The sequence below is a fragment of the Arthrobacter sp. AG367 genome, assembly GCF_007828995.1.
Taxonomy (GTDB): domain Bacteria; phylum Actinomycetota; class Actinomycetes; order Actinomycetales; family Micrococcaceae; genus Arthrobacter.
Genome location: NZ_VIVE01000001.1, coordinates 845188 through 859585, shown reverse-complemented (window position 1 = coordinate 859585; position 14398 = coordinate 845188). Strand labels below are relative to the sequence as shown.

The following is a 14398-nucleotide window of genomic DNA, read 5'->3' as shown; positions in this document are numbered from 1 at the left end:
GGGCTTGGGATGAATATACCGTGAACTGCTGGAAACAAAAAGTCATGCGCCGTTCGGCTGCTTCACGTTGGATCAGGGCCACGAAAACCGCCGTTCACAGGCCGTCATGGTGGTTGTTGTTCACATGAATGGACACTATGGCACCGCCGGGCGGCGGGTTGGACGTGGAGGATTCGTGGGATCCCTAGGTTCACGGGAAGGTCCTTGAGGATCAGTCGCCCACCAGTGAGGTCCATAAAACCTGCCTCAACCCGGACAGCAGCGGAAACGTAATTCCAAGCACTATGGAGTTCATTATGCTGAATTGTGACTAGGATATTGAACAACTCTTTCCAGCACGACGATGTGAGGCAGATCATGGAGGACAAGCGGGCAGGCTTCGTGGGCCTGGGGCATATGGGTAATTTGATGGCTTCCAATGCCATCGCAGGGGGCTGGCAGGTCAGCGGCTGGAACCGGTCGCCTGAAGCGCTCACCCGGCTGCAGGACCTCGGCGGGTGTGCCGTTGAGCGGGTCGTGGAGATGCGGAACCTCCCCGCCATCGTGTTCATGCTGCCTGACCTGCCACACATAGAGGAAACAGCACATGACCTGCTGGAGAGCTGGAAGCAGAACCCGCCGGCACCGAATACCGTCCTGCTGGTCATGAGCAGCGTTTCGCCCACCGGCGTACAGGAATTCGGGCGGCGCGTCCGGGAGTTCAGTTCCGGCAACGCACGGGTCGTGGATGCACCCGTGAGCGGAGGCACCAAGGGTGCGGCGGACGGCACCCTCGCCATCATGGCAGGCGCGGACGACGAACAGTCCTTCCGCCGCGTTGAGCCCCTGCTGCGGACCATGGGTACCACAGTGCGCCACCTTGGCCCACTGGGCGCGGGCTCACTTGCCAAGGCCTGCAACCAGTTGGTGGTGGGGACCACGACGGCGGCGCTTGCCGAGGCTGCCGAACTTGCCGAACGCTCCGGGCTGGATCCGGCGGCACTGTTCGAGGTCCTGTCCGGCGGCTTGGCCGCGAGCAGGGTCCTGGAGATCGTGGGCCCGCGCCTGGTCAGCAAGGATTACACCCCCACCGGCCCGGCCAAATTCATGCACAAGGACCTTGGGTTTGTGCTGGATGCCGCCGAGGCGGCGGGCGTGGCAACCCCAATGGCAGCGGCCGGCATCGAGCTCTACGCGGAGCTAAGGCGCCAGGGCCTCGGCGACCAGGACCTTGCCGTCGTGCGGCAGGTGGTCTCCAACCTCAGTCAAGGAGCCGCGGGAGCGGCGGAAGGAACAGTTGCACCATGAGTTCTTTGTTTGATTTGACCGGCCGGGTTGCCTTGGTGACGGGGTCCAGCCGGGGGATTGGCAACGCGTTGGCGCGGGCACTGGCCGACGCCGGGGCAACGGTGGTGTTGAACGGTATCAACGGGGAGCGGCTCAAGGATGCCGCGGCGGCGATGGCCGCCGACTACGCTCCGGGCCGGGTTCACAGTGTCGCTTTTGACGTGACGAGCGACGCCGGGGCGGCGCGCGGGGTGGCATGGGTGGAGGAGCATGTGGGGCCGTTGGAGATCCTGGTGAACAATGCAGGGATCCAGCACCGGGTGCCGATGCTGGATTTGGACGTGAAGGATTGGGAACGGGTGATTTCCACGGACCTGACCAGCGCGTTCCTGGTGGGCCGGGAAGCAGCGCGGTACATGATCCCGCGGGGGCGGGGGAAGATCGTCAACATCTGCTCGGTGCAGACGGACCTGGCCCGCCCCACGATCGCGCCGTACATTGCGGCGAAGGGCGGGCTGCGGAACCTGACCCGGGCGATGACGGCGGAGTGGGCCGGGTCCGGGTTGCAGATCAACGGGATCGCGCCGGGCTATATCCATACGGAGATGACGCAGAACCTGGTGGATGATGAGCAGTTCAACTCCTGGATCCTGGGCCGGACCCCGGCCAACCGGTGGGGGACCGTGCAGGACCTGGCCGGGCCGGCCGTGTGGCTGGCCTCGGACGGGTCTGATTTCGTGAACGGGCAGACTATTTTTATCGATGGCGGAATGACGGTGGTGGTCTGATGGCACTGGATACAGCACTCCCCGTGTCCGGCCCGGCCGTGGTGGCGCACGCCGCCAACGATCTGCGGATCGACGAACTGGCCCATACCGCTCCGGCCGCGGATGAGGCGGTGGTCGAGGTGGCGTTCGGCGGGATTTGCGGGTCGGACCTGCACTACTGGCTGCACGGCGCGGCCGGGGAGTCGATCCTGAGGGCGCCGCTGGTGCTGGGCCATGAGATTTCCGGGACGGTGGTCCGGGCGCGGCTGACGGGACCGGCCCGGCCGCGGGCACTGCGGTGGCGGTCCATCCGGCCACCCCGGGCCCGGGTGCCGCACGTTACCCGGCGGACCGGCCCAACCTGTCCCCGGGCTGCACCTACCTGGGCAGTGCCGCGCGGTTCCCGCACACGGACGGGGCGTTCAGCCGGTACGTGAACCTCCCCACCCGGGTGCTCCGGCCCCTGCCCAACGGTGTTGGCCTGCGGACCGCCGCGTTGATCGAGCCGGCCGCCGTGGCCTGGCACGCCGTCTCCCGGGCCGGGGACGTGGCCGGCAAATCGGCGCTCGTGATCGGGTCCGGGCCCATTGGGGCCCTCGCCGTCGCCGTCCTGAAACGCGCCGGCGCGGCCCGGATCACCGCCGTCGACGTGCACCCCACACCACTGGAAATCGCCCAAGCCGTGGGAGCGGACCAGGTGATCACCGCCGGCGATGCGGAGGCGATCGCCGCCGTGGAGGCCGACGTCGTGATTGAATCCTCCGGCAACCACCACGGCCTGGCCTCCGCCATCCAGGGCGCGGCCCGCGGCGGCACCGTGGTGATGGTGGGCCTGCTGCCCACCGGGCCGCAGCCGGTACTGATCTCCCTGGCCATCACCCGCGAACTCGACCTCAAAGGCTCCTTCCGGTTCAACGACGAGATCGATAACGTCATCGCCGCCCTCACCGACAGGACCCTGCACATCGAGCCCGTCATCACCCACGAATACCCCGTGGACAACGCACTGGAAGCCTTCACCATGGCCCGCAACTCCGCCGAATCCGGAAAAGTCCTCCTCAGCTTCGGCCCCCGGAGCGAAGCTACTGTCGAACGGGGATAAACACCCGTGGCTGTTCCGTCCAGGTGTCGGCCATCTGGGACATGGTGCGCCGCATGATCCGGTCAGAGGCTTCGCGCGCGGACGCGGCATCGCCCCTGGCAATCGCTTGCGCCACATCCTCGTGCCACTGGAGGGCGGCCTGGTGCGGGTGGTCGGGCATCAGGCCATGAACGGTGCGGCCTGTCAGGGTCTCGGCCACCTGGCCCATGAGGTTGGCGAACATCTCGTTGCCCGAGCCGGAGAGCAGCAGGGAGTGGAACCGGATGTCCAGTTCCAGGAAGCGTGCAACTTCGCCGTTGTTGCCGGCCTCCCGCATTGCACGGGCAACGTCCACGAGCTCCATCCGCAGCGGTGCAGGGGCATTCTGTGCCGCCAGTTCGGCGGCCGCGGGTTCCACCGCGGCGCGCAGTTCGGCGAGGGAGCGGAGCTGCGCGCCGCGTGCGTCGCTTGCCAGCCGCCACCGGATCACCTGGGGATCGAAAGGATTCCAACGGCTTGCCGGCAGCACACGGATGCCCACCCGCTTGGTGGTTTCCACCAGCCCCAGCGACTGCAGGACCCGCACCGCTTCCCGGATCACCGAGCGGGACACTTTCAGTTCATCCTCCAACTGCTCCGCCAGCATGACGTGGCCCGCCGGGAGATCCCCCGAGATAATCCGGGTGCCCAGGTTGTCGATGGCACGGTGGTGGAGGCTGCTGGTCATGCTTCTAAGCCTAGTTGCTGGCCGACGCCCGGTTGTGCGTGCGCCCGCTGCCGCGGTGGTTCGCAGGGTGGCCAACCTGAACCGGCACCGAAACAATGGTTCCATTACGCAGCTGTTACTTTCGCGTCACAGCGAGAATATATATGCTTTATTCCGACCCCCTGATCTGCCCCGGTGTCTTCCCGCCTGCGGAAGCCGGCAACCGGGGTAAACAATGAATTGGAGTTATTGATGTCTGCAGCACACATCGGTGTCACCGGCCTCGCCGTCATGGGCGCCAACCTGGCCCGCAACCTGGCCCGCAACGGGTTCACGGTTGCCCTGCACAACAGGTCGGTGGAGAAGACCGACGCGCTGCTGGAGAAGCACGGCTCCGAAGGCGACTTCGTCCGGACCGAGACCCTCCAGGAACTTGTTGATTCCCTGGAAAAGCCCCGCCGGGTGCTCATCATGGTCAAGGCCGGCAAGCCGGTCGATTCCGTCATTGAGCAGCTGGAGCCGCTCCTGGAGCCGGGCGACATCATCATCGACGCCGGCAACTCCCACTACGAGGACACCCGCCGCCGGGAAGCCGCACTGGCGAAGAAGGACCTGCACTTCGTGGGCGTCGGTGTGTCCGGCGGCGAAGAGGGTGCACTGAACGGCCCGTCCATCATGCCCGGCGGTTCCAAGGAGTCCTACAAGGCCCTCGGCCCGCTGCTGGAGAAGATTTCCGCGAAGGTCGACGGCGAGCCCTGCTGCGCCTGGATCGGCACCGACGGCGCCGGCCACTTCGTCAAGATGGTCCACAACGGCATCGAATATGCCGACATGCAGGTTATCGGCGAGGCCTTCGACCTGCTCCGCTCCGGTGCCGGCATCGAGCCCGCCGAACAGGCCAAGATCTTCACCGAATGGAACAAGGGGGAGCTTTCATCCTTCCTGATCGAGATTTCCGCCGAGGTCCTGGGCCACGTGGACGCCAAGACCGGCAAGCCGTTCGTTGACGTCGTCGTCGACGCCGCCGGCCAGAAGGGTACGGGCCGCTGGACCGTCATTTCCGCCCTGGAACTTGGCTCGCCGGTGTCCGGCATCGCCGAATCCGTCTTCGCCCGCGCCCTCTCCTCCCAGGCCGGGCAGCGCAGGCTGGGCCAGGAACTGCTGGCAGGCAACGAGGCCGACGTCGAAATCCCGGAAACCTTCGTTGAGGACGTCCGCCAGGCGCTCTACGCGTCCAAGCTGGTCTCCTACGCCCAGGGCCTGGACATGCTGACCTCGGCCGCCAAGGAATACGGCTGGGAACTGAAGCTGGACGAGATCGCCTCCCTGTGGCGCGCCGGCTGCATCATCCGCGCCGAGCTCCTCAAGGACATCACCAAGGCCTACGCAGCGGACCAGAAGCCGGCCAACCTGCTGTTCGCCCCGGCATTCACCAAGGCCATTGCAGACGCCCTGCCGGCGTGGCGCCGCGTTGTTGCCACCGCCGTCCAGCTCGGCATCCCGGTGCCGGTGTTCTCCTCATCGCTGGCGTACTACGACGGCCTGCGCCGCAAGCGCGTGGCCGCCGCCCTGATCCAGGGCCAGCGCGACCTCTTCGGTGCACACACCTACGGCCGCGTCGACACCGAGGGAACCTTCCACACCCTCTGGGGCGAGGACAAGTCCGAAGTTGAAGCGGTGGACACCCACTAGCAGCTGCCGCCGCATGACAAAGGCGGGCAGTTTCCCGGTTCTCCGGGAAACTGCCCGCCTCTTGCTGTGCCTGGTACTTCTAGATCCGGTACTCGATGTCGTATTCGGCCGGATCGACGGCGGGCTTGGTTTCCCGCTGCGCGTCCCGGTGCCTCCATTTGGCCGGAACACCGGTAACGATCGATTCCGGCGGCGCATCCTTCACCACCACGGCGTTGGCGCCGACGGCACTGTCCCGGCCGATGGTGATGGGCCCCAGGATTTTGGCTCCGGCACCGATGGTGACCCGGTCACCGATGGTGGGGTGGCGTTTGATCCGGGCAAGTGAGCGCCCACCGAGCGTGACGCCGTGATAGATCATCACGTCCTCGCCGATCTCGGCTGTCTCGCCAATGACCACACCCATGCCATGGTCAATGAAGAAACGACGTCCGATCGTGGCACCCGGATGGATCTCAATACCGGTCCAGGACCGGCCCAGCTGGGACAGCAGGCGCGCCGGAAAGCGAAGCGACGGGTTCTGCCACATGCGGTGCGTCAGCCGGTGGATCCAGATGGCATGCAGGCCGGAATAGGCGAAAAAGTTCTCAAAAGAACCTCGAGCCGCCGGGTCGTGGGACCGGGCGGCGTCGAGGTCTTCCTTCAGTCTTGCGAAAAAGCCCACAAAGTTCTTTCTACAGGAAACGGGCGGACGGCGGGCTGATCAGCCGCGGATGTCGTCATAGAGCACGGTGGAGATGTAACGCTCACCGAAGTCGCAAACGACCGCCACGATCAGCTTGCCGGCATTTTCCGGACGCTTGGCCAGTTCCAGTGCGGCCCAGACGATGGCGCCGGAGGAGATGCCGCCCAGGATGCCTTCCTTGATGCCCAGTTCGCGCGCAACGCGGACCGAGTCCTCCAGGTTTGCGTCAATAACCTCGTCGTAGACGTTGGTGTCCAGCAGCTCCGGGATGAAGTTGGCGCCCAGTCCCTGGATCTTGTGCGGGCCGGGGGCGCCGCCGTTCAGGATGGGGGAGTCCTTGGGTTCCACCGCCACGATCTGTACGCCGGGTTTGCGTTCCTTCAGGACCTGCCCGACGCCGGTGATGGTTCCGCCGGTGCCAACGCCGGCCACGAAGATGTCCACGCCTCCGTCGGTGTCTTCCCATACTTCCTCGGCGGTGGTCCTGCGGTGGATCTCCGGGTTGGCTTCGTTGGCGAACTGCTGGGCCCAAATGGAGTTCTCGGTGTTGGCCACGATTTCCTGGGCCTTTTCCACGGCTCCGCGCATGCCCTCGGATCCCGGGGTCAGGACGATCTCGGCACCGAATGCGCGCAGCATGACCCGGCGCTCGGTGGACATGGTCTCAGGCATGGTGAGGATGACCTTGTACCCGCGGGCGGCACCCACCATGGCGAGGGCGATGCCCGTGTTGCCGGAGGTGCCTTCGACGATGGTGCCGCCGGGCTTGAGGGCGCCCGATTTTTCCGCGGCGTCGATGATGGCAACGCCGATGCGGTCCTTGACGCTGTTGGCCGGGTTGTAGAACTCCAGCTTCACGGCAACGGTGGCGTCCAGCCCCTCGCTGAGCCGGTTCAGCCGGACCAGTGGGGTCCCGCCCACCAGTTGCGTCACATCGTCATAGATCCGTGCCATGTACATACGCCTATCTCTAAGGGGTGAATACTGAGGTCAGCCTAACGAGGCCGCGTAACGGAGGCTAAGCGTTAAGCCATGCAGAGTAATATTTCCGGGCCTTGGCCAGCTTGGGGTTGATGATCACCTGGCAATACCCCTGCTCCGGGTGTTTGGCGTAGTAATCCTGATGGAATTCCTCCGCCACGTGGAACCGCGGCAGGCGGCTGACCTCGGTGACAATGGGATGCGGCCACAGCGCTTGGTTGCGTTCGATGGCTTCCTCGAACAGGATCTTCTCCTCCGTGGTCTCGTAGAACATCGAGGAACGGTACTGGGTGCCCACGTCGTATCCCTGCCGGTTCAGCGTGGTGGGGTCATGAAGGGCGAAGAACATGTCAAGGACAACTTCCGCGGGGATAACCTCCTCGTCGAAGGTCACCGCCACCACCTCCGCGTGGCCAGTGGTTCCACTGCAGACCGAGTAGTAGTCCGGATGGGGATCGTGGCCGCCCGTGTAGCCGGACACCACCGAGGTGACACCCCGTGTCTTCTGGTAGACGGCGTCAAGGCACCAGAAGCAACCTCCGCCAAGAACAAAAGTTTTCATGACCTCTTCAATGGTTGACGGCCCGGGATCATTCCCTGCCGGCCCCGCGCCATGCCGCAAACTGCGGCGGCCGCAAGCCGATGGGGTAAAACTAAGACTATGGAACCTGTGGACACCGACGTTACCGGCCAGGCAGATCACGACGGCGAAGCCTCCTCCGACACGCCGGCTCCGGCCGGTTCCGCGGACGCTCCCACTTTGGCCGAACTGCTCCTGGCAGTTGAGGAACTGTGGCCGGAGTCCCTGGCGGAAAACTGGGACGAGGTAGGGCTCGTGGCAGGCCACCCGTCCGCCGCCGTCACCAAGGTGATGTTTGCGGTTGATCCCACGCTGGAGGTCATCGAGGAAGCCGTTGAGTGGGGAGCCGAACTGCTCATCACCCACCACCCCCTCCTGCTGAAGGGCGTCACGTCGGTCGCCGCCACGTCGGCGAAGGGCCGGGCAGTCCACCGGCTCATCGAGTCGGGAACGGCACTGCTGACCGTGCACACCAACGGCGACTCCGCCGTCGGAGGCGTTTCCGATGTCCTGGCCGACGCCCTGGGGCTCCAGGACGTCGCCCCGCTCACGGTGGCAGCCAACGGGCTCCCGGAGGAAGGCATCGGCCGCGTGGGCGACCTGGCGGATGCCATGAGCCTGGGCGACTTCGCGGCCCGGGTGTTTGGAATTCTTCCGTCAGTGGCCGGGGGAGTGCGGGTCTCCGGCGACAAGGACGGACTGGTGCGGCGCATCGCGGTGTGCGGCGGTGCCGGCGATTCGCTGTTCAATGAGGTGCGCGCCAGCAACGCCGACGTCTACGTCACCTCGGACCTTCGCCACCACCCGGCCTCCGAGGCGCGCGAAGCCGCCCTCAACGGACGGCCGTACCTGGTGGACGTGTCGCACTTCGCCAGTGAATGGCTTTGGCTGCCTGCGGCCGCGGCCGCCCTGGGCAACGTCCTGGCTGACCAGGGACATGAGGTGGAGATCCAGGTCAGCACCACCAACAGCGACCCCTGGGACTTCATCCTCACGCCGGGCTAGGCAGCAGCCCGGGATGCGGCGAGGCAGGGAAGCGGGGCCACGCGCTAGAGTCTAGGAAGCGCCGGTTCGGTGCCCGGCCACGGCCGGAAGGGATTTATCGGAGGTAACAGTGGCCAAGGCAGCACCGGCGGAACAGTTGAAGTTGCTTGAACTGCAGGGGCTGGACGCCCGGCTGAAGGGCCTCACCAACCGCCGCCGCACGCTGGAAAACGATCCCCGCATCAAGGACCTCGAAGCCGCGCTCTCTGTCGCCAACGGTGAACTGGGAGCAGCCAAGGTGGCCGTGCACGATGCCGAGGCCGCGCTTAAGCGGGCGGAAGCCGACGTCGAACAAGTTGCTTCACGGATCGAACGCGACGAGGCCAGGCTCAACAGCGGCACCGGCCTTTCCAAGGACCTGGTTGCACTGCAAAAGGACATCGCCTCGCTCAACAAGCGGCGCTCCGACCTTGAGGACGTGGAGCTGGAGGTCATGGAGCGGCTGGACAGCCTGCGGGGACGGCAGGCGGCGCAGCAGCAGATTGTCGACGACATCCAGGGCTCCTTTGCCACCATCCGGGCCGAGCTTGACGCGGCCCTCGCCGAGGTGGAAACGGAAGCGGCAGGGCTTCGCGCCCAGCGCGCCGCATTCGCTGCAGGCCTGGAGGCGGGCATGCTGGCGGTTTATGAAAAGACGCTTGCCAAGCGCGGAGTGGGGGCGGCCCGGCTGTTCCACGGCACCTCCGAAGCCTCCGGCATGAAGCTCAGCCCCGGCGACCTCGCGGAGATCAAGGCTTCGGCCGCGGACGACATCGTGTTCTGCCCGGACTCCGGCGCCATCCTGGTCCGCTCGGACGAGTGGTCCTGACCGGCCGGATCAGCCCGGCAGGATGATGTTCAGGGCGTGCGGCCTGCGGGCCGTGCCCGGCACCAGTTCTGCGTCCCACTTCTCGCGGGCAGCCTTCAAAAGGTCCGACGGCGCCGCCGGGGCTTTACCGCGCCGTACCAGGAGGTGCCGCGCCAGTTCCCCCCGGGTGTGCTTGGCGAAGTGGCTCACCACTTTGCGGACTCCACCTGTTTCGGTGAAGACGTTGACCGCCACGGTCTGTTCCGGCGGCGGTGCCCAGGCGGCTGCATAGGTGCTGGACCGGCAGTCCACCACCAGGTGCCCCCGGGCGGCGCTGCCCAGGGTTTCGCCAAGCTGCGTCTTCCAGAACGGGGCCAGCCTGCCGACGTCGGGCAGTGCCGTGCCCATGGAGAGCCGGTAGGCGGGGACGCTGTCGCCGAAGCGAAGGGCACCCCACAGGGCCGAGACCACCAGGACGGACGCGTCCGCCTTGCGCCGCTGGGCCGGTGTCAGGCTCCGATAGCCAAGGGCGTCGTACAGGACGCCGGAATAGATGCTGTGTGCGGGCGCTGCCGGCTCGGCGCCCAGGCGCGTATTGCGTTCCACGTCCTCACGCAGTGATGCGCCCACGCCCAGCAGGGCGAGGGCGTCCTGGTGGGCACTGACGGTTCCCAGCGCTTCGAGGACCTTGGCGCGGTAGGGGTTCAATTCCGGAAAGCCGAGCGTGGACCAGTCGACGGCGGGTCCCCGGAGCGCGGGTGTCTTGCCTTCGGAAGGGGGAAGCAGAATCAGCACCGTCCGATCCTACCGGCGCAAAAGCGGGTGGCGGCGCCGGTAGACTGGACGGCGGATGGGACAGCCAGGCGGCCGCGCGTCACGCAAGTGGCTCGAGGAACGTCCGGGCTCCGCAGGGCAGGGTGGTGGGTAACGCCCACTCGGGGTAACCCGCAGGCCAGTGCCACAGAAAACAGACCGCCTGCATTGCCGGCTTTGGCCGGGAAGGGCAGGTAAGGGTGAAACGGTGGTGTAAGAGACCACCAGCTTCCCGGGTGACCGGGAAGGCTAGGTAAACCCCACCCGGAGCAAGGCCAGACAGGACACGTTCGAGGGCTGCCCGCCCGAGTGTCCGGGTAGGCCGCTGGAGGGTGCCGGCAACGGTACTCGTAGATGGATGGCCGTCGCTCCCTTTCCGGTAACGGCAGGGGAGAACAGAACCCGGCGTACCGGCTGTCCCATCCACATTCCGCGTTTGACCTAGGGCGATGCGTTGGGGATGCTGGACCGTGCCCGTTATTCCTGATCCCCGTCCCGCCGCCCGGGCCGGCGTCCCCGGCATCCGTTCCCAGGTCATTGCGCTTGGCGGGTTCCTGGCGCTGTCCGCCGCGGCGTGGGTCATCGCTTCGGTTCCCATCATCCTGAATTCCAACGGGTGGTACGCCGGTTCGGTGAAGGCGCCGTGGATGCCGCCGCCGTGGATGTTCCGGAGCACCTGGATGGCGCTGTACACCGGCGTGGCGGCAGCCGCGTGGCTGGTCTGGCGCAAGGGCGGCCTGACCGGGAGCACCCGTGCAGGCTACATTGTCCAGCTGCTGCTCAACGCGGCGTGGCCGGCGGCCTTTTTCGCCCTGTACCCAATGCTCGGAGCTGCCGCCCTCTGGGCTGCGTTCGGGGTTATCTGCGCACTCGCCGGAACCTTGGTATTCCTGATCCTGCGCTTCGGGCCGGTGGACGCCGCCGCCGGCCTCCTGGTGCTGCCGTACTTTTCCTGGCTTGTCTTTTCCGCCAGCCTGAACCTCTACTCAGCCGTCCACAACTGAGTCCGGCAACACCACGGCTGCGGGGCATCCCGGCCATGTGAGTGATTTCACGCAGCGCAAGCGTGTTCCCGGCGGCGGGCCAAATTAGAATGGATCCCGGACGCAGGAGTTCTACCGCCGAAAGTTGCGTTCGCAACCGGCGGTTTTTCTTTGCACGCGATCCAGGCGCCTGGGGGCCATCCCTGCAGGCGCGGGTGCCCCTGGACATCATCAGGTGGCCTACATCTGTGTACGAGGACGTACACGGCTGAACCGAGGAAGGTATTTCTGTGAGCCAGACGTCTGATTCTTGTCTTGATACGTGGATGGGCCGGGAGGCCCTCGCCGAGGCCATGATCCCGGTGATCGGCAGGCTGTACCGCGAAAACAACGTGGTCACCAGCATCCACGGCCGGAGCCTGATCAACAAGTCCACCATGAACATCCTCAAGGCGCACCGCTTTGCACGCCGGATGAGCAAGGACGAACTGCTCCTCGAGGACACCGCGCCCCTGCTGAACACGCTGGCCGGACTGGAGCTGGGCGCTGCCGCGATCGACATCGCCCGCCTGAACCAGAAGTTCAAGGAAGAAGGCAACGGCGCCACCCTGGAGGAGTTCCTCCGCGCTGAGCTCGCCGAAATCGTTGGCAAGCGGGGCGGCGATGACCGCACCAGCACCGACGTCGTGCTCTACGGCTTTGGCCGCATCGGCCGGCTCCTGGCCCGCCTCCTCATCGAAAAGGCCGGTGGCGGCCACGGACTGCGCCTGCGCGCCATTGTGGTGCGCCGCGGCTCCGACAACGACCTCTCCAAGCGCGCCAGCCTGCTGCGCCGCGACTCCGTCCACGGGTCCTTCGAGGGCACCATCCGGATCGACGAGGACGCCAACACCATCACCGCCAACGGCGTGCAGATCCAGGTCATCTACTCCAACGACCCCGCCACCATCGATTACACCGCCTACGGCATCAAGGATGCCCTGGTGGTGGATAACACCGGCCGCTGGCGCGACGCCGAGGGACTTTCCCAGCACCTGCAGAGCAAGGGCGTGGCGCGGGTCCTCCTGACCGCACCGGGCAAGGGCGAGCTGAAGAACATCGTCCACGGCATCAACCACCGGGACATCACCGACTCGGACCGGATCGTCTCCGCGGCGTCCTGCACCACCAACGCCATCACCCCCGTGCTGAAGGCCATCAACGACAAGTTCGGCGTGGTGCACGGGCACGTGGAAACCGTCCACTCCTTCACCAACGACCAGAACCTGATCGACAACTTCCACAAGGGCGACCGCCGCGGCCGCTCTGCAGCCCTGAACATGGTCATCACCGAAACCGGCGCCGCCAAGGCAGTGGCCAAAGCCCTGCCCGAACTGCTCGGAAAGCTGACCGGCAGCTCCATCCGCGTCCCCACCCCGGACGTATCGCTGGCCATCCTGAACCTCAGCCTGGAAAACGGCACCACCAAGGACGAGGTCAACAACTACCTCCGTGAAATGTCGCTGCACTCGGACCTCCGCAAGCAGATCGACTACATCGACTCACCCGAGGTTGTCTCCACCGACTTTGTCGGCTCCCGTCGCGCCGGCATTGTTGATGGACTCGCTACGGTCTCCACGGACAAGAACCTGGTCCTCTACGTCTGGTACGACAACGAATTTGGCTACAGCTGCCAGGTGGTGCGCGTTATGGAGGAAATGGCCGGCGTGAACCCGCCGTCGTTCCCCGCCAAGGAAAGCGCCGCCGCCCTGGCCGCCATCGCGGTCTGACCCTGTCCGCCACGTCCTGCGAATTCCCGGCTGGTTCTCTGGAATCAGCCGGGAAAGGGGACCACACTGGTGGCATGGACAACGAATCGACTCTTCAGCACGACACCACCCTCGAACACGCCCTGGACGTGGCCAAGGCGAACCACAAGGAAGCAGTACGGCTGCTTGAACGCGCCCGCGCCGCACACGCGGCCGGGGATGTCAGCCAGGACCGCGTGCGCCAGCTCGAGGGACTGCTGGCCATTGCCGAGGAAGACCTTCGAAGGGTCACCAGGGAGCAGTAGCCCAAAGGCGGCCGCGCCGGCCGTGTGAGCCATCACTCGTCCTCAACAGTGTGGATATCACCGGCTTGGGGTGCCCTTTGTCCTAGGCTCTTGGGGTGCCTGACTTTCCCCTTCCGGCGTCGACGCCTTGACCGTCCACTGGGCTGCCTACCGCCGCGCACGCCGCCGTTCCCGGCAGGCCTGGGCGCTGCTGGCAACGGCCGCAGTATGCATCGTCGCTGCCCTGTCGTGGTTCTTCACCGCAGGACAGTTTGCAGCCGCAGGGCCGGCGCCGGAGGGCCCGACCGAGGCGCCGGTCTTCGATGCCCAGTGGATGAAAGCGGTGCAGGAACCAAACCCCGTACCGGCGGGCAGTGCCCTCTCTGCACTCGACGGCCTCGCCGTGAAGGGCCGGGCACCGAAAACCGGCTACAGCCGCGAGGCCTTCGGCCCGGCGTGGCTGGATGTCGACAGGAACGGCTGCGATACCCGCAATGACATCCTGCGACGGGACCTTGCCGGCGTGGTGTTCGCCGAAGGCTCCACCTGCAAGGTAACGGCCGGTCACTTCCGGGAACCCTATACAGGCCAGGACGTGGACTTCCAGCGCGGTTCAGACAGCAGCCGGGCTGTCCAGATCGACCATGTGGTGGCGCTCGGGGATGCCTGGCAGAAGGGGGCCCAGGGCCTGGCGCCCAAGGAACGCCAGAGCCTGGCCAACGACCCCCTGAACCTGATTGCCGCGGACGGCGCTGCCAACCAGCAGAAGAGCGCAGCGGACGCCGCCACGTGGCTGCCGAAGAACACCGCGCTGCGCTGCCATTACGTGGCCCGCCAGATCTCTGTGAAGGCCGCCTACGGCCTGTGGGTGACGGCTGCCGAGAAGGACGCCATGAAGCGTGTCCTCGGCTCCTGCCCCCGGCAGGAAACCATCACTGCCCGCTGACGGGGACCTGCCCGGAAGGGATGAGTGGCCGAACT

General features: G+C 66.0%; 14 protein-coding genes, 1 other RNA gene and 1 pseudogene. 11 read left to right on the top strand and 5 right to left on the bottom strand.

What is annotated here, in order from left to right; translation table 11 throughout:
- Window positions 1–357 precede the first annotated feature (357 nt).
- The 3 genes and pseudogenes from FB478_RS03970 (at window position 358) to FB478_RS03960 (ending at window position 3135) form a co-directional block, all read left to right on the top strand.
- The gene (locus tag FB478_RS03970; RefSeq protein ID WP_056390876.1) at window positions 358–1287 is read left to right on the top strand and encodes an NAD(P)-dependent oxidoreductase; all 930 of its coding nucleotides are present in this window, start codon (window positions 358–360) and stop codon (window positions 1285–1287) included.
- Complete coding sequence (locus FB478_RS03965) at window positions 1284–2054, top strand: SDR family oxidoreductase (RefSeq protein ID WP_056390760.1); 771 nt, start codon at window positions 1284–1286, stop codon at window positions 2052–2054. Before FB478_RS03970 ends, FB478_RS03965 begins: the two co-directional genes overlap by 4 nt.
- Window positions 2054–3135, top strand: a pseudogene (locus tag FB478_RS03960) (L-idonate 5-dehydrogenase). Before FB478_RS03965 ends, FB478_RS03960 begins: the two are co-directional and overlap by 1 nt.
- On the opposite strand, the gene FB478_RS03955 reads toward FB478_RS03960, so the two are convergent.
- Complete coding sequence (locus tag FB478_RS03955) at window positions 3116–3841, bottom strand: FadR/GntR family transcriptional regulator (protein ID WP_018769516.1); 726 nt, start codon at window positions 3839–3841, stop codon at window positions 3116–3118. The pseudogene FB478_RS03960 and the gene FB478_RS03955 sit on opposite strands and share 20 nt — an antisense overlap.
- Before the next feature lie 231 nt (window positions 3842–4072).
- Here FB478_RS03955 and gndA point away from each other — a divergent pair, with 231 nt between their 5' ends.
- Window positions 4073–5512, top strand: coding sequence for an NADP-dependent phosphogluconate dehydrogenase (gene gndA / locus FB478_RS03950; RefSeq protein WP_144599815.1), 1440 nt, complete (start codon window positions 4073–4075; stop codon window positions 5510–5512).
- 79 nt (window positions 5513–5591) lie between these two features.
- Here the strand turns inward: gndA and epsC are convergent, their stop codons facing one another.
- From epsC to msrA, 3 genes are all read right to left on the bottom strand, one after another.
- A complete protein-coding gene (gene epsC / locus FB478_RS03945; protein WP_018769514.1) occupies window positions 5592–6176 on the bottom strand; it encodes a serine O-acetyltransferase EpsC in 585 nt (194 codons plus the stop codon).
- Between the two features lie 39 nt (window positions 6177–6215).
- Window positions 6216–7151 carry a cysteine synthase A gene (cysK, locus tag FB478_RS03940; protein ID WP_026265806.1) on the bottom strand — a complete coding sequence of 312 codons (936 nt, stop codon included), beginning with the start codon at window positions 7149–7151 and terminating at the stop codon, window positions 6216–6218.
- A gap of 64 nt (window positions 7152–7215) precedes the next feature.
- Window positions 7216–7740: a peptide-methionine (S)-S-oxide reductase MsrA gene (msrA, locus tag FB478_RS03935; protein WP_018769512.1), complete on the bottom strand. Its 525-nt coding sequence runs from the start codon at window positions 7738–7740 to the stop codon at window positions 7216–7218.
- A 99-nt stretch (window positions 7741–7839) separates the two neighbouring features.
- Here msrA and FB478_RS03930 point away from each other — a divergent pair, with 99 nt between their 5' ends.
- Window positions 7840–8763, top strand: coding sequence for a Nif3-like dinuclear metal center hexameric protein (locus FB478_RS03930; RefSeq protein WP_186447724.1), 924 nt, complete (start codon window positions 7840–7842; stop codon window positions 8761–8763).
- A 109-nt stretch (window positions 8764–8872) separates the two neighbouring features.
- Entirely contained in the window at window positions 8873–9610 is a 738-nt protein-coding gene (locus FB478_RS03925; protein WP_144599814.1) for a zinc ribbon domain-containing protein, read from the top strand.
- A gap of 9 nt (window positions 9611–9619) precedes the next feature.
- On the opposite strand, the gene FB478_RS03920 is transcribed toward FB478_RS03925, so the two are convergent.
- Entirely contained in the window at window positions 9620–10384 is a 765-nt protein-coding gene (locus FB478_RS03920) for a YaaA family protein (protein ID WP_144599813.1), read from the bottom strand.
- 56 nt (window positions 10385–10440) lie between these two features.
- Here FB478_RS03920 and rnpB point away from each other — a divergent pair.
- The 5 genes from rnpB (at window position 10441) to FB478_RS03895 (ending at window position 14363) form a co-directional block, all read left to right on the top strand.
- Window positions 10441–10828: RNase P RNA component class A (gene rnpB, locus FB478_RS03915), an RNA gene on the top strand.
- 44 nt (window positions 10829–10872) lie between these two features.
- Window positions 10873–11406: a TspO/MBR family protein gene (locus FB478_RS03910; RefSeq protein ID WP_018769508.1), complete on the top strand. Its 534-nt coding sequence runs from the start codon at window positions 10873–10875 to the stop codon at window positions 11404–11406.
- A gap of 269 nt (window positions 11407–11675) precedes the next feature.
- On the top strand, window positions 11676–13154 hold the full coding sequence (locus FB478_RS03905; protein ID WP_081620199.1) for a glyceraldehyde-3-phosphate dehydrogenase: 1479 nt from the start codon (window positions 11676–11678) through the stop codon (window positions 13152–13154).
- Between the two features lie 74 nt (window positions 13155–13228).
- Window positions 13229–13438 (top strand): hypothetical protein, encoded by a 210-nt coding sequence (locus tag FB478_RS03900; protein WP_018769506.1) that lies wholly within the window; start codon window positions 13229–13231, stop codon window positions 13436–13438.
- A gap of 127 nt (window positions 13439–13565) precedes the next feature.
- On the top strand, window positions 13566–14363 hold the full coding sequence (locus FB478_RS03895) for an HNH endonuclease family protein (protein WP_144599812.1): 798 nt from the start codon (window positions 13566–13568) through the stop codon (window positions 14361–14363).
- Window positions 14364–14398: the final 35 nt, after the last annotated feature.